Source organism: Ignatzschineria rhizosphaerae (assembly GCF_022655595.1).
Classification (GTDB): domain Bacteria; phylum Pseudomonadota; class Gammaproteobacteria; order Cardiobacteriales; family Wohlfahrtiimonadaceae; genus Ignatzschineria; species Ignatzschineria rhizosphaerae.
On record NZ_CP093379.1, the window covers coordinates 2,538,235 to 2,557,237 of the forward strand.

At 38.5% G+C, this 19,003-nt stretch carries 14 protein-coding genes; 7 read left to right on the top strand and 7 right to left on the bottom strand.

The window, feature by feature from the left end; genetic code table 11:
* Window positions 1-4: 4 nt before the first annotated feature.
* From MMG00_RS11475 to MMG00_RS11495, 5 genes are all read right to left on the bottom strand, one after another.
* Complete coding sequence (locus tag MMG00_RS11475; RefSeq protein WP_242148436.1) at window positions 5-661, bottom strand: YoaK family protein; 657 nt, start codon at window positions 659-661, stop codon at window positions 5-7.
* A 262-nt stretch (window positions 662-923) separates the two neighbouring features.
* Complete coding sequence (locus tag MMG00_RS11480; RefSeq protein WP_242148438.1) at window positions 924-1,283, bottom strand: DUF1622 domain-containing protein; 360 nt, start codon at window positions 1,281-1,283, stop codon at window positions 924-926.
* Window positions 1,284-1,286: 3 nt separating this feature from the next.
* A complete protein-coding gene (pyrE, locus tag MMG00_RS11485; protein ID WP_270049305.1) occupies window positions 1,287-1,913 on the bottom strand; it encodes an orotate phosphoribosyltransferase in 627 nt (208 codons plus the stop codon).
* Window positions 1,910-2,620 (bottom strand): orotidine-5'-phosphate decarboxylase, encoded by a 711-nt coding sequence (gene pyrF, locus MMG00_RS11490; protein ID WP_242148440.1) that lies wholly within the window; start codon window positions 2,618-2,620, stop codon window positions 1,910-1,912. The genes pyrE and pyrF overlap by 4 nt, the downstream gene beginning before the upstream one ends.
* Before the next feature lie 239 nt (window positions 2,621-2,859).
* Window positions 2,860-3,369 carry a P-loop nucleotide/nucleoside kinase family protein gene (locus MMG00_RS11495; RefSeq protein WP_242148442.1) on the bottom strand — a complete coding sequence of 170 codons (510 nt, stop codon included), beginning with the start codon at window positions 3,367-3,369 and terminating at the stop codon, window positions 2,860-2,862.
* Between the two features lie 538 nt (window positions 3,370-3,907).
* Here MMG00_RS11495 and MMG00_RS11500 point away from each other — a divergent pair.
* From MMG00_RS11500 to MMG00_RS11530, 7 genes are all read left to right on the top strand, one after another.
* On the top strand, window positions 3,908-4,774 hold the full coding sequence (locus MMG00_RS11500; RefSeq protein WP_242148444.1) for an ABC transporter substrate-binding protein: 867 nt from the start codon (window positions 3,908-3,910) through the stop codon (window positions 4,772-4,774).
* A gap of 498 nt (window positions 4,775-5,272) precedes the next feature.
* Complete coding sequence (locus MMG00_RS11505; RefSeq protein ID WP_242148446.1) at window positions 5,273-6,964, top strand: anthranilate synthase component 1; 1,692 nt, start codon at window positions 5,273-5,275, stop codon at window positions 6,962-6,964.
* A gap of 217 nt (window positions 6,965-7,181) precedes the next feature.
* The gene (locus MMG00_RS11510) at window positions 7,182-8,126 is read left to right on the top strand and encodes a bile acid:sodium symporter family protein (protein ID WP_242148448.1); all 945 of its coding nucleotides are present in this window, start codon (window positions 7,182-7,184) and stop codon (window positions 8,124-8,126) included.
* A gap of 467 nt (window positions 8,127-8,593) precedes the next feature.
* Window positions 8,594-9,997: an NAD(P)H-hydrate epimerase gene (locus tag MMG00_RS11515; RefSeq protein ID WP_242148450.1), complete on the top strand. Its 1,404-nt coding sequence runs from the start codon at window positions 8,594-8,596 to the stop codon at window positions 9,995-9,997.
* A 174-nt stretch (window positions 9,998-10,171) separates the two neighbouring features.
* A complete protein-coding gene (locus MMG00_RS11520) occupies window positions 10,172-11,899 on the top strand; it encodes a thiamine pyrophosphate-dependent enzyme (protein ID WP_242148452.1) in 1,728 nt (575 codons plus the stop codon).
* A gap of 105 nt (window positions 11,900-12,004) precedes the next feature.
* Complete coding sequence (locus MMG00_RS11525; protein ID WP_242148456.1) at window positions 12,005-13,732, top strand: thiamine pyrophosphate-dependent enzyme; 1,728 nt, start codon at window positions 12,005-12,007, stop codon at window positions 13,730-13,732.
* Between the two features lie 368 nt (window positions 13,733-14,100).
* Window positions 14,101-15,828 (top strand): thiamine pyrophosphate-dependent enzyme, encoded by a 1,728-nt coding sequence (locus MMG00_RS11530; protein WP_242148462.1) that lies wholly within the window; start codon window positions 14,101-14,103, stop codon window positions 15,826-15,828.
* 114 nt (window positions 15,829-15,942) lie between these two features.
* On the opposite strand, the gene MMG00_RS11535 is transcribed toward MMG00_RS11530, so the two are convergent.
* Both MMG00_RS11535 and MMG00_RS11540 read right to left on the bottom strand, forming a co-directional pair.
* A complete protein-coding gene (locus MMG00_RS11535; RefSeq protein WP_242148467.1) occupies window positions 15,943-17,271 on the bottom strand; it encodes an MFS transporter in 1,329 nt (442 codons plus the stop codon).
* A gap of 468 nt (window positions 17,272-17,739) precedes the next feature.
* Complete coding sequence (locus MMG00_RS11540; RefSeq protein WP_242148473.1) at window positions 17,740-18,915, bottom strand: amidohydrolase; 1,176 nt, start codon at window positions 18,913-18,915, stop codon at window positions 17,740-17,742.
* Window positions 18,916-19,003 lie beyond the last annotated feature (88 nt).

A 19,003-nucleotide genomic window follows, 5' to 3' on the forward strand; every position in this document is an offset into this window, starting at 1 on the left:
GAAGTCACGGCAATGCTTTGGGACTGAAATCTTGTAAAAAACAGATAATTAAAGCAAATCCATAAAGACCCAAAATTACCATATAGCTTGTTAACCCTTTATTTGTTGCGATCATCGCTCCGGCAAAAGCGCCTAGAATAAAGGTGATTATTAAAAGCGGTAAAATGATTTTATTATTATGTGCCTTAGTAGGATCTTTTGTTTTGGTGATTAATGCGCTAATGAGTGAGGTTGTCATGCCGGTAATATAGGTAGTATGTGATCCAACGCCCATGGATTGATTAAAAAAGCCATTTTGAATCCCCATCGCAATACTAATTAAACTAATCGCGATAAGCTTATATATATAAATTTCGGCATGCAGATTTACGATAACGGTAATCAATAGTAAGAGTGTGATTAAAAAGAGCGTTAAACTATTGAGAAAGCGCTGCTTGAGTTTAATTCTGATAATCGCACCACTAATAGACCCTATTAAAAAGCTGATTAATGAGACTATTGAGAGCGAAAATACCGGCATATTGTGTTGCACAAGATAGATGGCACTTAAAATACTATTGCCAGTTAAGTGACCAGTAAAAACCTCAAAGTTAATAAAAGAGCTTGCATCAGTAAAGCCGCCAATAAAAGCAAGTAAGAGAAATAGAGGGACATTTTTCATAAGCAAAGATTTATCAGCAAGGGCTTTGAGAGAGTTTATAAAATAGATTTTTCTATAAAATATCTTAGATTAAGAGAGATTGACATCAAAACCTCATTAAAGTAGCTATGATCTTAAACAATCTGATTCGGTCACTTTTAAACCGATTTCACTATACTATATTACGAAAGGTTTATTAGGGAGGATTGCGCGTTTATAAAAAAAGAGTGTTCAAAGAGAACACCCTTTTGACCTATAAATTGTTTGAATAAGATTGTGATAGCTACTCTTTTTCGGCCTCTTTAGATCGCTCTGCCATTCCCGCTTCAATCTCTTTGCCTAAGAAGTAAGAGATTGCCGTTCTTATCACAACAATGCCTCCTAAAATAAGCATATCTTCGATTGAAGGATTCATTATTGTTTCGATAATATCTGAAGCAATAAGAACTTCTAAGCTTAAGAGAATGTAGGAACCTAGATAGATTTTGATTCCATTATTCTTAGTGGCAACTTCAAAGTGATCGCCTTTAGAAAATTCATTTCTAATAAAATCAAAAGCAGCCTTTACAGCACCTACAAGGAGAATAATCACCGAGAAAGCGTTAAGGATATTGACAATATATTCTACAATTTCCAGTAACATGGATTATTTACCCCAATTACCCGGATCTTTATTCCACTCTGTTAATGCTGTACGCTCAGTTTCATTGATGATATTTTTAGCCAGAGCGGTTTCAAGAAGCGCTGGGTAATTACTTAATGTTGCGTAACGTAGACCCTCTTTTTCAAAGTTTTCAGCAGCAATTGGTAATTCATAAGAGAAGATTGCCGCAACGCCAATTACATCCGCACCCGCTTCACGTAGCGCATGCGCACAAGTAATTGAGCTACCGCCTGTAGAGATTAAATCTTCCACAATCACCACTTTTTGACCTGGTTTAACGATCCCTTCGATCATATTGCCGCGACCATGTTTTTTAGGAGAACTTCTCACATAAACCATTGGCTTTTCTAATACCGCACTCACCCATGAAGCGTGAGGAATTCCGGCGGTTGCCGTGCCTGCGATAACTTCAGCTTCTGGGAATTTCTCTTGAATGAGTTTTATGAGGTTTTTAGAGATAAACTTACGAACCTCAGGGTAGCTCACAATCAATCTATTATCGCAGTAGATAGGTGATTTAATCCCTGATGCCCATGTAAAAGGCTCATTTGGCGAGAGTGAAACCGCATCAATAGAGAGGAGTGCTTCGGCAACGTCTTGTTTTATCATAGTGTTCTATCCCATTCTTCTTTAACAGTGTAATAAGCTTGTAGTGGATCTTTTGCTTGTGTAATTGAGCGTCCCACCACAATATAACTAGAACCATTTTTCTTCGCATCAAATGGTGTCATGATACGTCTTTGATCATCGGCAGCATCTGAAGCTAGGCGAATTCCTGGTGTGACGCACAGGAAGCTTTCGCGTGTATTTTCTTTCACCATTTTAGCTTCAAGCGCAGAACAAACAACTCCATCAAGACCTGAGTTATTTGTCATCTTACTATAGTGAATAACAGACTCTAACAGGCTTGTTTGGATGTTTTGTTCTTGCTGCATCTCCTGCTCGCTCATGCTTGTTAATTGCGTGACGGCAATTAAACGAGGACGTTTTGAGTTTCCGCTCCCAATTTCTAAGCCTTCAAGAGCTTCTTCCATCATACGTTTACCGCCAGCAGCGTGAACGTTCACCATATCAACGCCCATTTTTGCAAGACCAATCATGGCGCTCTTAACGGTATTAGGAATATCATAGAGTTTTAAATCTAAGAAAACTTCATAGCCTCTTGCTTTTAACGTCTCTACTAACATGGGGCCTTCATTATAAAAAAGCTCCATACCGATCTTAATATAAAGCTCTTCTTCTCTTGGCATCATTTCCAAAAAAGCCTTGGTTTCAAGGTAGTTTGGAAAATCGAGGGCAATAATTGGTTTTGTCATTATTTTTTCTTTCTTGTAATTTTTTCCAAAAAAAAACCGACTAGTGTCGGTTATTCATTAAATAAAAAGAGCGGTGATTAGTAACTATTTTTACCTGTCCCATGATGGCTCTCCTTATTGATCAGTTTTTATGTTCTCAAAAATTTGCAATATCTTAGCACTAGAATAGCAGAATGGGAAATATAATTTAATCTGTGGATAACGCTGTTTATAAAGCCGTGAATAACTATGTGGAAATGCTATGGATACTGAATGATCGCTATCTCTTGTAAGATCTGTGTAAGAGATTGCTCTACTGATAAAAAGGCGGTATCAAGTTGAAGAGGGGCTCTATCCCATGTTTCATAGGACCTATTATTAATCGCTTGCCAACTAGGCGGCGTAAGACCTTCAATATCGGGAATTCTATTTTCAGCTTGTAATCGGTGCTTTTTTTGGTCTGAGCAGATAACCTCTATCTCTAAAAAAGGAAGTGCTAATGATTGGGCGATATTGCGGTAATCATCTCGAATGAAACGAAATTCATTCACGGAATCCGTGATAACAGTACTGCCTTGTTGCAGATTCTCTCTTGCAAGTTCATAGAGGATTAAATATCCTTCAGGTCCGATCTTTTTTTGTGGGAATTGGCGGCGAAGAGACTGCTCAATGGTATCGACTCGTAGATATGTTGCTTTAATGGTACTTGCTAATTTTTTTGCAATGGTACTTTTGCCAACGCCTGATAATCCACTGAATATGATTAGCATAGAGTTTCCTCTGATCTTTTATCGTTAATAAGACTCTATCTTACAATAATCGCATTATATAAAAATAAAGGGATCGCAAGAAAAGGCATTTATTGTTTATCTTAGAGTCTTTTTTAAATAGTATCTCTGAAGTCGAATCAACTTTTCTTCAAAAAATGCTCTCTTTTTTATGCAAAATCAACTTATGTTTAAAATAAGTATTATCGATTTCAAGAAATTTCAGACCTGTTTTTTAAAAAAAAGCTAGCATAAAGAGGATAGGGATCATTTTATCTAGTTGAATTTGCAATGTTTTTATAAAAATAAAATCTTTTTTTCAAAAAGAGTAGACAAATGAAATAAAGTATCTAATAATAATGATTCTCAACAGAGATTAAAGTTCAATTGAGAACTGAAACATTGGGTGGTACACTTCATCTTAATCGTGATGATAGCAATTATGATTATCATTCGCTTAAAGTGAAATAAAAGTATATAAGATAACGATAATTATTTTATCGATTTTGTCATAAACATTTTGATTAAAGAGAGAGCTTTGATGAAAACTTTGTTAAAACGTAGCATGCTTGTATTACCTCTAATGATGAGTTTATCTTTAGCAAACCCAGCTGAATCAGCAAGTGGTGTTGTGATGGACTTTGGTGCTGTTGACACATTAGTCGCACTTGATAAAACAGATGCGATTGTGGCATTACCTATGAAAAATCTTCCAAAGTATTTAGGTAATGTTGATACGGCAAAGATGAAAGATGGTGGCGGTATGAAGGATCCTAATGTGGAACTTTATGCTGAAATTAAACCAGGCTTTATCGTTATCTCCCCCCGTCTTGGTGGTCGAGTTGATGAATTAAGTCAATATGCGCCTGTTTTAAACTTTGCTGCAAATGCAGATGATTATTATGCATCTGTGACCCAAAACATTTTAGAGTTAGCTAAATTAGTAGATGCTGAAGATGCCGCTAATAGCTCGCTTAAAGAATTAAATAGCAAATTAGATGCTGTGAAAAAAGAGATCGCAACGAGCGATAAACGCGCATTAACAATGATGCACAATGCCGGCAATGTCTTTGCAGCGCCTGCAGGTGGTCATGGGAAATATATCCATAATTTCTTAGGCGTTAAAAATGCGGTAACTGAGCCTATTGAAGGTCGTCAGGCGGTAGATGCGGCATATCTTAATGAAGTTCAACCAGATGTTCTTTTTATCGTCGATAGAAGTTCAGCAATTGGTCAAGAACCATTAGATGTGACGGCATTTACTAAAGATATCGTTGCAAATGCAAAAACCAAAGATGGTAAAGAGATTAAGGTTGTTTATCTTGATCCAACACTTTGGTACTTATCAGGCAATGGTTTGATGAGTATGGAAATCCAAGCAAATGAAGTTCTTGAAGGACTTAAATAGTTTTTATTGGATTTATCCTTAAATTTTCACACAGTTAAGTTGTTATTTTAGTAGTTTCTGCTCTTGGCCCTGACTTTTAGAAATAAAAATTTGTTGACTTCCTCCAAAAACCATGCAAATTATATCCTAAGAATTTCTAAAAGATCAGGGTTCTTTTTTATCTTGATTCTAATCAGTCACGATAAAAAAAGAACTTATGTAGTGGATCTATCAAGGCTTTTTAAAGTTTTGCACTATTTCTCGATCTTTAGAGTTCTCAAAAAATAGTTATTAGAGAATTCGCTTGTTTTACTTTTTTATTGATAGGATCAATCTATGATTGCCATGTTATCTGTTCGCATTATTCGTCGTTGGTGGTTACGCGCATTTTTGAGCGGGCAATCACTGTACTTGAGTGGAAAATAGAAAAGTAAGCAGTGACCAAAAGTGAAGAGCCCGCAATATGCGGGCTTTTTTTTCACCCTCAATATTGCGGCAATATGAAAAGAGAGGGAGAAAATGTCAGAGGTTATATTTAAAAGATCAGAGATATTCACTATTAGCCGTGAGATCAGCATTGATTTTGAACCATTTAAGCTTTTTAAAGCGATTATTCAAGGAGAGAAAAAAGCTCATGGTATGCTCTTTGAATCAGCAAGAACAGATGATCAAACAGCCTTAAAGAGTATGCTCGTGACTAAAGTCTCTTTGCGTATTACCGCATTAAAAGATGTTGTCACAGTGACGGCAACGAGTTTAATAGGGCAATATCTTTTATCTTTTTTAAAAAATGCACTACCAAGTGCGTTACTGACTGATGATGAGTTGGTAGCAACTTTTCGTTTTGAGAGTGATAAAAGCCGTTATCCTCGGGGTGTTTTAACGATATTAGATCCTCTTTTAAGTTTAAAAAATCCAGAGTTTGATCCTTTTATTGGAGGGTTATTTGGCTATGATTTAGTAGGGGAGTTTTACCAAGTCCCTATTCCTGAAAAAGGGCGGGCGCAAGATCTTTGCCTCTATTTTTCTGAAGAGATGATTGTGTTAGACCACAAGGCTAAAAGAGGGACTTATGAACACCTTTATCTTGATGCACTTAGTAACTCTCGTATGGAAGCTTACCGTTCATTTAATAGGCAAGCAGAGGCTTATGAGGCCTTAGTTAATCGCTTAAATCAAGAAGAGGATCATATTTTCCCCACAATATCCTCAGAGTTATCCACAGAATCAGTCGCTACAGCCTCGGATAAATCTTCTTTATTATCCTCATCCTCTCCACAGTCTTCTTCGCAACCTTATCAACAAAGTTATCCACAAGTTAAAGTAGAGATGCCGATTGTTAGTGCTAAAAATGGGGTGAATGTTCCCGATACGAAAGGATTTACGGCAGCGGTAAATCAGTTTATTGAGCAGATTAATGCCGGCAAACTATTACAGATCGTGCCATCACGAGCATTTACCTTGCCATGCACAGATCCTTTTGCCAGTTATTATGCGCTTAAAACGGCTTATCCTAGCCCTTATCTCTTTTATCTTCATGATGAGGATTTTACGCTCTTTGGCGCATCGCCAGAATCGGCTTTGAAATATTCTCCGGAAAATCGTGAGCTTGAGCTTTATCCTATTGCCGGCACTAAAAAGAGGGGGATGATTGATGGGGAGATTGATGGAACGCTTGATCAAGAGATGGAAGGATTATTAAAATCAGATAAGAAAGAAGTCTCTGAACATATGATGTTAGTTGATTTAGCTAAAGAAGATCTCTTTCAAATCTCTGAAGTAGGCTCAGTTCATGTGAAAGAGCTTATGAAAATTGATCGTTACCGTTATGTTATGCATTTAGTCTCTCGAGTTGCTGGAACTTTAAAAGCCGGATTATCACCCATAGATGCTTATTTAGCAGTAATGAATATGGGAACTTTAACCGGTGCTCCTAAGGTTTATGCAATGGAGGAGATCTATCGCTATGAAACAGAAGCAAGAGGCAGTTATGGCGGCGCCATTGGTTATATTCAGGGGACAATGCATGGCGATCGATTTGATAGTGCAATCGTGATTCGCTCGGCATTTGTTCAAAAGGGAATCGCTAAAGTACAAGCAGGTGCCGGAATTGTGGCAGATTCAATAGCAACTAGTGAAATTGAAGAGACAGAAAATAAGGCAAGTAGCGTGGTGATGGCGATTTTAAAATCGCAACAAAAAGCATCATAAATTGTGCAGATCACTTTTTTAGCATGAAAAAGATGAGCGGATGTTGGGAAATATGCTACGCTCGATAATGGCTCATCTTTCAAAGATGTTTAATTTGATAAAGAGAATAAAAACACCCCTTTTATTGGAAGATATTAAACATCAATGGACAAAATCTATTTCACTGCAAGTGAGCATTATTAGAGATTATTTGTTATGAAAATAGAGGAGAAATTTCATGCAGACATTGATTCGTCTGAGCCAGTTTGTTGGGAAAACATTTGCCCTTTGGGTATTACTATTTGCAGCCCTTGCTTTTTTTGCTCCAGATACCTTTAAAGTGATCGGGCCTTATGTCCCTTGGTTACTTGGAATTGTGATGTTAGGGATGGGGATGACGTTAAAAGTCTCTGACTTTAGTGAAATGTTAAAACACCCTAAAGCGGTAATTTTAGGGGTTGTTGCTCAGTTTTTAATTATGCCTTTACTGGCTTATGGGTTATCGATCGCGTTTTCACTTCCACCGGCAATTGCTGTGGGGGTTATTTTAGTGGGATCATGCCCGGGCGGCACCGCATCGAACGTGATGACCTATTTAGCAAAGGGAAATGTCGCGCTTTCTGTCGCTTGTACATCTGTTTCAACCTTATTAGCACCCTTTTTAACGCCGGCAATTTTCTATCTTTTAGCAAGCCAATGGATCGATATCTCAATGAGTGCGATGTTTGGCTCTGTTATCAAAATGGTGTTATTGCCAATTGCTTTAGGGGTTGTATTACGAATGATCTTTAAATCAACGATTGAGAAAGCGACAGAGGCGCTTCCTTTAGTTTCGGTGATCGCCATTGTGTTAATTGTGGCAGCTGTGGTTAGTGGTAGTAAGCAATCGATTATTGAATCAGGCTTACTAATTTTTGCAGTGGTAATTTTACATAATGCCCTTGGATATCTATTAGGATTTTGGGCGGCGAAAGTTATTAAACTTAATTACAGTGATTCAAAAGCGGTTGCGATTGAAGTGGGGATGCAAAATTCAGGGTTAGGCGTTGCTCTTGCAAAAACACATTTTGCACTGGATCCTGTAACGGCAGTGCCTAGTGCCATTTTTAGTTTTTGGCATAATATTTCAGGCCCCTTATTGGCAACTTACTGGTCTTCTAGAAAAGAGAATTCTAAAGAGTAATATCATTTGCTATCTCTATGATAATTTTAAAGCCGATCTTAAGATCGGCTTTTTTGTGGGTGATAACTATACAAAACATCATTAATAATGCTAAATTAATAAGCATTATGGATATAAATAGCGAGAAGATCTCTATTTTTTAATAGTACCTAAAGAGAGATTTTGGCAGATAATTCTTTAAAAGAAGAGAAGTCTTAAGATGACTAAAAGCAATATAAATACTCATTTTTAGCATTGATACATTAAAAATGAGGGGCAATTACTATTCTTTATCTTCTAACTTAATGAGTTCTAAGAGTAAATTATATTGGTAATGATAATTTACCAATATAATTTCATCCATCTTCAAAAGAGATGGATAGAGCGGAGTGAGAAAAAGCGGCCATTAACTATAATAAATAAATCATTAAGTCTATTAATCGGTATTATGAAGGGGTAGTAGTGATGACTCAAAGGATCGAAGATCAATGCAAAAATTATTTCAAGAAACGCTAACTTTAGATGATTTAGCGCGAGAACAATATGAGCTGACACAAGAGATCATGATGGAGCATGCGGCAAATCGCATTTCGCAATTAGTCAGACAATTGACTGATCAAAAAAGAGAAGAAATCCCGCCTTTACCAAAGATCGTAATATTTTGTGGTGCCGGTAATAATGGGGCTGATGGATATGCGCTCGCACGGATGTTACAGGCTGATTTTAATGTGATTGTGTATGAAGTATTTCCTGCAAAAACAGCATTAGCACTACTACAAAAAAGACGCGCCTTAAAAGTGGGTGTGACTCTCTTAGAGCTTGATGCCCCCTTATTAGATAAGATGAGTTTTGACGCGGATATTTATATCGATGCGATTTTAGGCGCTTCTCAAAAGGGAGAGTATAGTCCTTTTTTAATAAAGCTCATCGCAATGTTAAATGAGACGCCAGGCATTAAGATTGCTTGTGATCTACCCACAGGGATGCCTAAATATCCAATTAAAGCCGATTATACTGTGACGATGGGAGCTTTAAAGGAGAGACTGTTTTTCGATGATATGAAGGATTTTATCGGAGAGGTTATTGTGGCAGATCTTGGTATATCCCGTCACCTTTATGAGAGAGAAACAGCGAGCTATCTTTTAGAACTAAAAGATTTAAAACTTCCTCACCGCGATCATCATGATTCACATAAGGGAAGTTATGGTTTTGTTAGCATTATTAAGGGGGATCAATCAGGCGCTAGTATTTTAGCAGCAAAAGCAGCGATGGCTTTTGGGGCAGGAATTACGGCACTTGTGGGGGATGGGGATAAACCGTTTGAGATTATGCAAATGTCAGAGATCTCCCCTAAAACAACCGCTGTCGCGGCCGGTATGGGGCTTGGCAATAAAGAGATCGATATTCCTAAACTGAGAGATTATCCCATAGTTATTGATGCGGATCTTTTTACGCATAAAGCATTGCTCCCTCTTATTAAAGAGAAAAAGGATCTTATTTTAACGCCACACCCAAAGGAATTTAGCGCTCTTTTGGATTTAGTAGGATTAGGCAATTATACAATTGCCGAGATTCAGCAAAATCGTTTTGCACTTGCGCGTAAATTTACTCAAGAATTTCCGGTAGTTTTAGTGTTAAAGGGAGCAAATACGTTGATCGCACAAGGGGGCTTTCTTTATGTTTCAACTTTGGGTACCAATTATTTAGCTAAAGGGGGAAGCGGGGATGTACTAGCGGGAATGATCACAGCCTTGCTTGGACAAGGATATCTGCCAATAGATGCAGCAATTCAGGGGGTATTAGCGCATTCCATCGCCTCAATAAGGTTAAACATGAATGATTACGCAATGACCCCATTAGATCTTATTGCGGCTTTAAAAACCTTAGCGTAGTTTTATGAAGAAGTAAGAAAGTTTAGGAAGATTATTATTATCTTCTTAGAGAATCAATATCAAATTGTGCCGTAATTTATATGAATATATACATTTATATATAATTATTTATATATTAATATGAAGGCATGAAGTTAAAAGTATCTGCCACTCATTATCTATCTGGAGAAGTTTATGTCTAAGAAGAAGGTTGCAAGAATTGTTGTTGAAGCGCTTGAGAATTATGGTGTAAAACGCTGCTACGGTGTTGTGGGGGATACGCTCAATGATGTGACCGACGCAATGCGGCATCACAGCCAGATTGAGTGGGTGCATATGCGCCATGAAGAGGCAGGAGGATTTGCCGCGGGCGCTGAATCCTTTATGACCAAGAATTTAACAGCCTGCGCGGGATCTTGTGGGCCTGGAAGTCTGCATTTTATTAATGGGTTATTTGAAAGTCATCGTAATGGCGCGCCGGTGGTACTCATTGCAAGTCAATTGCCGACCAATGTTTTAGGGACAAATTTTCCGCAAGAAGTGGATTATATGCCGATCTATAAGACTTGTTCAGTCTTTTGTGAAGAGGTGACAAATCCTCAGGAAGCAAAGCGGATTGTGATGAGTGCCTGTCAGGCAGCTTTAGCTGAAAAAGGGGTTGCGGTGGTGATTTTACCCTCAGATATTAGTGCAACCGAAGTAGAAGATCTGCCGATTATGCAGCAGTACCAACCCAAAGCACCTTTAATAAGACCTGTAGATGAAGAGGTTTTGGCGATAGCTAAAATTTTAAATGAAGGCTCAAAAGTAGGTGTTTATGCTGGGGCTGGCTGTGAAGGCGCGCATGCTGAAGTGATTGAGCTGTGTAAAATATTAAAAGCACCGATGGCACATACCTCAAGAGCGAAAGATTTTGTAGAAGGAAATAATCCCTACAATGTTGGTATGACCGGAATGCTCGGGGTAAAATCAGGTTATGAGATGCTTGAAAATTGCGATACGCTCATTATTTTAGGGGCAGATTTTGCATGGTCTCAGTTTTACCCAAAACATGCCAAAATAATTCAAATTGATATTGATGCTAAAAAATTAGGATTACGTCATGCTATTGAGTTAGGGGTTATCGGGAATATTAAAGAGACATTAAAGGCATTATTCCCGCATTTGACGGCTAAATCTTCGACAGAATTTTTAGATAAGTATGTTTTGATGCATCAAAAAGCGATGGCAAAACTCGATCAAAAAGCCATTGCCGGCAGTGAAGATCTTATTCATCCCCAATATTTAACTGAGCTTTTAAGCCAATATGCCGATAAAGATGCCATGATTACTGGCGATACCGGATCTGCTATGGCTTGGATTTTACGTCATTTTCAAACAAATGGTGAGCGCCGGACATTACTCTCGATGAAGCATGGCACGATGGCAAATGCGATGCCACAAGCGATAGGCTTACAAAAAGCTTATCCAAATAGGCAAGTGATCTCCATGTCTGGGGATGGCGGTCTTGCGATGTTAATGGGGGATCTTTTAACATTAGTTCAAGAGAAATTGCCGGTAAAAGTGGTGGTATTAAATAATGGAACATTAGACTTTGTAGAATTAGAGATGAAGGCCGAAGGCTTAGTTAATAGTTACACAGATCTGCATAACCCTGATTTTGGTAAAGTGGCTGAGGCTGTTGGGATAAAGGGTTTTACAGTGAAAGGATCGCATGAGTTAGAAGCAACTTTAAAAACCTTTTTAAGCTGTGAAGGTCCTGCCTTATTAGATGTCCATGTAAGTCGCTTAGAGTTAGTATGGCCGCCGCATACGGAGTTTAGTAATTATGAAAATATGGCGCTCTATGGGGCTAAAGCGATTTTAGGGGGAGAAGGGCATACCTTTTTCGATATGTTAAAAGATAACTTTTTGAAAAAATAGTTTTAATAAGTCATTGAAAATGCTGATTTCCCGGAAGTTATAAGGGGATTTCAGCATTTTTTTATGAGGCAATATTCATAAAATGAGAAAGAGGCAAGGATGCTTATGTCAAAGAAAAAAGTCGCACAAATTGTCGTAGAAGCTTTAGAACATTTTGGCGTAAAGCGCTGTTATGGCGTTGTGGGAGATACCTTAAATGATGTGACAGATGCGATGCATCATCATAGTCAGATCGAATGGGTCCATGTCCGCCATGAAGAAGTCGGGGGATTTGCCGCCGGTGCTGAATCCTTTATGACCAAGAATTTAACAGCCTGCGCGGGATCTTGTGGTCCTGGAAGTCTACATTTTATTAATGGCTTATTTGAGAGCCATCGCAATGGCGCGCCTGTTGTGCTGATTGCGAGCCAATTACCGACGAGTGTATTAGGGACAAACTTTCCGCAAGAAGTGGATTATAAGCCGATTTATCAAGGCTGCTCTGTCTTTTGTGAAGAGGTGACAAATCCTCAGGAAGCAAAACGAATTGTGATGAGTGCCTGTCAGGCGGCATTAACCGAAAAAGGGGTTGCGGTGGTGATTTTACCTTCAGATATTAGTGCTACAGAGGTAGAAGATCTTCCGATAATGCAACAATATCAGCCTAAATCTCCTTTAGTTTTGCCTATTGAGAGCGAGCTTTTAAAAATGGCGGAGATTTTAAATCAAGGAGAAAAGGTAGGGATCTATGCCGGTGCAGGCTGTGAAGGGGCACATGCAGAGCTCATTGCACTAGCGGAGAAGTTAAAAGCTCCTATCGCTCATACTTCAAGGGGGAAAGATTTTGTAGAAGGCCATAACCCGTATAATGTGGGCATGACAGGAATGATGGGAATTAAGTCTGGATATGAGATGATTGAGCATTGTGATACGCTCATTATTTTAGGGGCTGACTTTGCGTGGTCACAGTTTTATCCCAAGCATGCCAAAATTATTCAGGTCGACATTGATGCTAAAAAACTAGGAATACGCCACGCTATTGAATTAGGGGTAATAGGGCAGATTAAACCGACATTAACCGCTTTACTTCCTCATATTAAGTCAAAAACATCAACGGTATTTTTAGATAAATATGTCTCTTTGCGTGAGAAATGTATGGCAAGACTAGATCAAAAAGCGGTGGCAGATAGTGAGAAACTTATTCACCCTCAATATCTAGTGGAATTACTTAATGAGTATGCAGATGATGATGCGCTAGCAACGGCTGATGGGGGGTCTTCAACCGTTTGGTTGTTACGTCATTTTCAAACAAATGGCAAGCGCCGAACCTTAATTTCGTTAAAACATGGCACGATGGCAAATGCGATGCCGCAAGCGATTGGATTACAAAAAGCCTATCCTCATCGTCAAGTGATCTCCCTCTCCGGAGATGGGGGATTGACGATGTTAATGGGGGATCTTTTAACATTAGTCCAAGAGAAACTGCCTGTTAAGGTTGTGATTGTTAATAATGGCGCGTTAGACTTTGTCGAATTAGAGATGAAAGCAGATGGAATGGTCAATAGCTATACTGATCTGCATAATCCAGATTTTGCAAAAATGGCCGATGCGATTGGGATGAAGGGATTTTCAGCCAAAGGCTCTCATGAGTTAGAAGCAGCGGTAAAAGCTTTTTTAGCCCATGAAGGCCCCGCGATTTTGGATGTTCATACTAGCCGTTTAGAATTGATATTTCCCCCGCATGCAACGCCTTCTAACTTTGAAAATATGTCTCTTTATGCGGCAAAATCAATGATTGGAGGCGAAGGTGGAACCTTTTTTGAGATGCTTAAAGATAATTTTTTAAAGAAATAATGTTATAAAAATGTAAATAAAGTCTAATAACTTCCATCAATTTGCATATTGATGGGTAAATGATTGGGATGATCAATTTATACGTCTTTAGTTAAAAATCTCTTTAGATAAAAGGTTTTATTAATTTAATAGATACAATAGCCGATCTCTCTATTTTAAGGGGCCTCGGCTTCTTTTGTTGCATGTAAGTTTTTGATGATTGATAGGCGTTTAATACACAATATTTTGAGGGTTAAAAAGAGTTGTCAGGCGCTATAGATATTAAAAACGAAAGAGATTATAAAAAATAATTTAAAATTTAAACTAGCCTAAATGGAATATAGATACATACACTAACTTATATAATCAATAACTTATAGGGGTATGGTATGTCTAAGAAGAAAGTTGCTCAGATCATTGTTGAGACATTAGAAAATTTTGGGGTAAAACGTTGTTATGGTGTTGTCGGTGATACTTTAAATGAGGTAACTAATGCGATGCATCATCATACAAATATTGAATGGGTGCATATGCGCCATGAAGAGGTGGGCGGTTTTGCCGCGGGTGCTGAAGCCTTTATGACACGAAATTTAACAGCTTGCGCAGGATCTTGCGGGCCTGGTAGCTTACACTTTATTAATGGATTGTTTGAAAGCCATCGAAATGGTTCCCCGGTCGTTTTAATTGCCAGTCAGTTACCGATTAACGTTTTAGGCACAAACTTCCCTCAAGAGGTGGATTATAAGCCTATTTACCAAACATGTTCGGTGTTTTGTGAAGAGATTAAAACAGCCGCAGAAGCGAAGCGTGTCGTGATGAGTGCTTGCCAAGCGGCACTAAATGAAAATGGTGTTGCGGTGGTGATTGTGCCTTCTGATATAAGTGCCTCAGAAATTGAAGATGCGCCAATTATGCAGCAATATCAACCGGAAAAACCCTTAATTAGACCGACAGATGCCGAGCTATTGCGAGTGGCTAATTTCTTAAATCGTGGGGCGAAGGTTGGTATCTTTGCCGGCATTGGTGCGGCTGAAGCTAAGGAAGAAGTCATCGCCTTATGCCAGCTGCTTCAAGCACCTTTAGTGCATACTTCAAGAGCGAAAGATTTTTTAGAAGCAGATAATCCTTATGATATCGGGATGACAGGGATGCTTGGGCATAAATCTGGTTATCAGATGATTGATCATTGTGACACACTCTTAATTTTAGGGGCTGATTTTGCTTGGCCTCAATTTTATCCTAAAGATGCCAACATTATTCAGATTGATATTGATGCTAAAAAATTAGGTTTACGCCATGTTGTCGATCTCGGCGTAATCGGTAATATCAAAGAGACATTACAAGCATTAATGCCGCATATTACTGCTAAAACAGATACTCATTTTTTACAGACATATCAAAAAATGTATCAAGAAAGTTGTGCAGAGATGAGCAAGAAAGCGATTGCTGATAGTGCAACATTAATTCATCCGCAATATTTAACAGAGCTTTTAAGCCAATATGCAGATCACGACGCTATCTTAACAGGCGATGGAGGATCTGCGATGGTTTGGGGATTACGCCATTTTAAAACAAATGGTCAACGTCGAACGCTTTTTTCAATGAAGCATGGCACGATGGCAAATGCGATGCCACAAGCAATTGGACTACAAAAAGCTTACCCGAATCGCCAAATTATCTCTTTATCTGGGGATGGGGGATTAACGATGTTGATGGGAGATCTTTTAACGATTGTTCAGGAAAAATTGCCGGTAAAAGTTGTTGTTTTAAATAATGGGACCTTAGACTTTGTCGAATTAGAGATGAAAGTCGAGGGAATCGTGGATAACTATACGGATTTAGAAAATCCTGATTTCTCTAAAATGGCCGATGCGATTGGTATGAAGGGATTTAGAGTGACAAATTCTCATGATTTAGAAGCAACTGTTCAGCAGTTTTTAAAACATGAAGGTCCGGCGATTTTAGATGTGCATACAAGTCGATTTGAGCTGATTTTCCCGCCTCATACCACGCCTTCAAATTATAGCAATATGGCGCTTTATGGGGCAAAAGCGATTATTGATGGTCGTGGAGATGAGTTTTTTGGGATGTTAAGAGACAATTTTATTAAAAAATAATATTGTCTAAAATTTAATAACAAGAAAGTAATAGAAAAAATCGATAAAAAAGCCACTTTTAAAAAGTGGCTTTTTGTATTTTTAACAGATCATTGATTTGATCTATTAAGGCTATTAGTTAATAGCTGTTGTGAAGCGTTTACCCTGATCACTTAATGCGGAAATAATCACAATAGCAGCAGCAATAGTTAAGATGATAACAACACCTGTGATCGAATTTGTCGGAGAGTTTTGTACCAGTGAAAGCGCAAGTAATGGCGCAAAACCACCGGCAATCGCTGTCCCGATTTCACGCGCAATTCCAATACCGGTGGCGCGGACATGGACAGGGAACTGACGACTTAAGAAAGAACCTTGAGCGGCGAACATGAGGGGAGCAAGGAAACCTGTACCAATCCCAATAGCAACGCAGATCCAGATGCTTTGCCCTGTTTCAAGAAGTGCCATGAATGGATAGGCAAAGATTAAAGAGATCACGCCGCCAACTAAGATCACTTTTTTACTACCAAAATCATCACACAGACGACCGGAAATTGGAACTACAAAAATCGCAAATAAACTAGCAATAGTCACAGCTAAAGAAGAAACTTTGGCAGGAGAATCTTTAAATTGTGTGAGGTAAGCGATAGAGAATGTTTTAAAGATATAGCTTAATGCAACATAACCTGCCGCAACAAAGAATACGACAATTAAGCTGCGTTTATGTTCTGTAAAAAGCTCTTTAAAGATCGATTTAGAAACCGTAGATTTCTGCTCTTTTTTAGAGGTTTTAGTAAACTCTGGAGTTTCAGGTAAACGGCTACGCACCCACACTCCCACAAGTACTAAAGCAAAACTCATGATAAAAGGAATTCTCCAACCGCCATCAATTAAGAATTGATCTCCACCAAGGCTTAAGAGGTAGATAGTTAATGATGAGAGGAGTAACCCTAAGTTTAAACCTAATGCCGGCCATGCGCTTTGGCTACCACGACGTTTAGGATCTGCATGCTCATAAGAGGTTACAACGGCAGCTGCAAGCTCAGCACCTGCGGCAATACCTTGGCAGATTCTCAAGAAAATAAGAATCACAGAAGCCCAAACACCGATTGTAAGATATGATGGCGTTAAACCAATGGCAACGGTACAAATTCCCATGAGATAGAAGGTAATGATCATCATACGCTTACGACCAAATCGATCTCCAAACCATCCAAACATAATGCCGCCAATAGGTCTTGCTAAGAAGCCAATCGTAAATGTTGCAATCGATTTGATCATGGCATTTTCATCATTGGGGTTAAAAAATATTTTTGAAAATACGATAGATGCCATCATTGCATAGAGGTAAAAGTCATACCACTCTAGCATTGAGCCGACAACCGTTGCCGCAGCAACGCGTCTTAGGCGTGTTTTTTTATCAACATCACTTTCTGTTTTAACGTCTAATGGAATATTTCCCATACAAGAGCTCCTTTATGATTGAAGTTGTTGTATCAATCATGATCTGTTTTATGTAGTTGTTATTAAAGCCATTTTAATATTGTTATATTGGCTGGAATTATTTTAAGAAAGAGACATATTTTGTAACGTTTTTGTGTCAAAATTTGTCTGTCATATATTGATTAATCCTAAATATATGATTCAATTGCTGAAAATTGTAGAAAGCGTTGCAAAGCTTACAGATGAGCTTTGCAAGAATATTGCAGGTATTGTTTGAATTTATAATATTTGCAATGTACAGCGAAAAGATACTACCTTTTGCACAAATATTCAATAGTTGCATGTAACATACTGATTATAATTGTAACATGAAATAAATAAGATGAACCATAAAACAATGGTTTATATTAAGTTTTGATGGAAAAATTATCATTAAAAAAAGTTCCTATTTCAAGGAACTTTTGAGTATTAATAGTGTTAGATAATAAATTATTTAGAATAAGAGCGTACTGTTTCGATCAGAAAACTCGCACCTAAAGGGATAATGTCATCATTAAAATCATATTTACTATTATGCAGACCCACAGGATGGTTATCACTCTTACCATTGCCGATAAATAGATAGCAGCCGGGGACTTTTTCAAGGAAGAATGCAAAATCTTCGCTAGTCATCTGCTCTTTAATATCAAGAACAAGATTTTCTCTTCCCACAAGTGCGGCTGCCACATCGATAGCACGCTCAGCTTCAGCCTTACTGTTAACGGTAACAGGATGGCTGATTTCCCCAAAACGAACAGTTGCGGACATTCCAAATGCTTCAGCCATTAACGGGACTAATTGTGAAAGTTTTTGGAGAATATCAGTGCGAACGGCTTCATCATGGGTGCGAATTGTTCCAGCCATATCGGCATAATCGGCAATGACATTGGTGGTATCACCGCAATGCATTTGCGTAATGGCGACAACAAGGGATGCGGTAGGATCAATTGTTCTGGCGACTAAGCCCTGTATTCCTTGGTAGATCTGTGTGGCAACTAATAAAGGATCTTGCGTGTTATGAGGCTGAGCAGCGTGCCCACTTTTACCATGAACACGAATATAAATACGATCTGAACTTGCCATGATAGGACCTGCTTTAATCGCAAATTTTCCGGCTTCAAGTGTGGGCCAATTATGCATCGCATAGATTGCATCGACAGGATAACGTTCTAAGACTTTATCTTTAACTACCATGGTTTCAGCACCGCCTCGTCCCTCTTCTGCAGGTTGAAAAAAGAGGATTACTTTGCCGCTAAATTGGCGATGCTTTGCCAGATATTTTGCTGCCATGAGTAACATGGTGGTATGCCCATCATGACCACAAGCGTGCATTTTACCCACGAGTGTTGATTTATGAGAGAAGGTATTTTCTTCTTGAATCGGTAGCGCATCAATATCGGCTCTTAATCCTATGGTTTTTCCAGGAAGCGTGCCTTTGATTGTTGCTATGACCCCTGTTTTCGCAAAAGAGGTGTCGATGGTATCAACACCATAATCTTCCAGTAATTTCACAACCGTTTTTTGGGTTTGTTGCTCTTCAAACCCTAGCTCTGGATGTTTATGAATAGATTGGCGAATGTTTCGTGCTTCTTCCTGCCATGACTGCAGAGTTTCTAAGGGGCTCATAAGATCCTCAATGTAATATTACAAAAATTGAAAATTGACGAAATATATAGTTAGCTCTCAATTTATCGGGAGTTTTAGGGAAGTGCAA

Coding starts and splice junctions, on each gene's coding strand:
- MMG00_RS11480 (WP_242148438.1), bottom strand. CDS start 1,283: ATGTTACTGGAAATTGTAGAATATATTGTCAATATCCTTAACGCTTTC.
- MMG00_RS11535 (WP_242148467.1), bottom strand. CDS start 17,271: ATGGGAAATATTCCATTAGACGTTAAAACAGAAAGTGATGTTGATAAA.
- MMG00_RS11520 (WP_242148452.1), top strand. CDS start 10,172: ATGTCTAAGAAGAAGGTTGCAAGAATTGTTGTTGAAGCGCTTGAGAAT.
- MMG00_RS11525 (WP_242148456.1), top strand. CDS start 12,005: ATGTCAAAGAAAAAAGTCGCACAAATTGTCGTAGAAGCTTTAGAACAT.
- MMG00_RS11515 (WP_242148450.1), top strand. CDS start 8,594: ATGCAAAAATTATTTCAAGAAACGCTAACTTTAGATGATTTAGCGCGA.
- MMG00_RS11500 (WP_242148444.1), top strand. CDS start 3,908: ATGAAAACTTTGTTAAAACGTAGCATGCTTGTATTACCTCTAATGATG.
- pyrF (WP_242148440.1), bottom strand. CDS start 2,620: ATGACAAAACCAATTATTGCCCTCGATTTTCCAAACTACCTTGAAACC.
- MMG00_RS11505 (WP_242148446.1), top strand. CDS start 5,273: ATGTCAGAGGTTATATTTAAAAGATCAGAGATATTCACTATTAGCCGT.
- pyrE (WP_270049305.1), bottom strand. CDS start 1,913: ATGATAAAACAAGACGTTGCCGAAGCACTCCTCTCTATTGATGCGGTT.
- MMG00_RS11475 (WP_242148436.1), bottom strand. CDS start 661: ATGAAAAATGTCCCTCTATTTCTCTTACTTGCTTTTATTGGCGGCTTT.
- MMG00_RS11495 (WP_242148442.1), bottom strand. CDS start 3,369: ATGCTAATCATATTCAGTGGATTATCAGGCGTTGGCAAAAGTACCATT.
- MMG00_RS11540 (WP_242148473.1), bottom strand. CDS start 18,915: ATGAGCCCCTTAGAAACTCTGCAGTCATGGCAGGAAGAAGCACGAAAC.
- MMG00_RS11530 (WP_242148462.1), top strand. CDS start 14,101: ATGTCTAAGAAGAAAGTTGCTCAGATCATTGTTGAGACATTAGAAAAT.
- MMG00_RS11510 (WP_242148448.1), top strand. CDS start 7,182: ATGCAGACATTGATTCGTCTGAGCCAGTTTGTTGGGAAAACATTTGCC.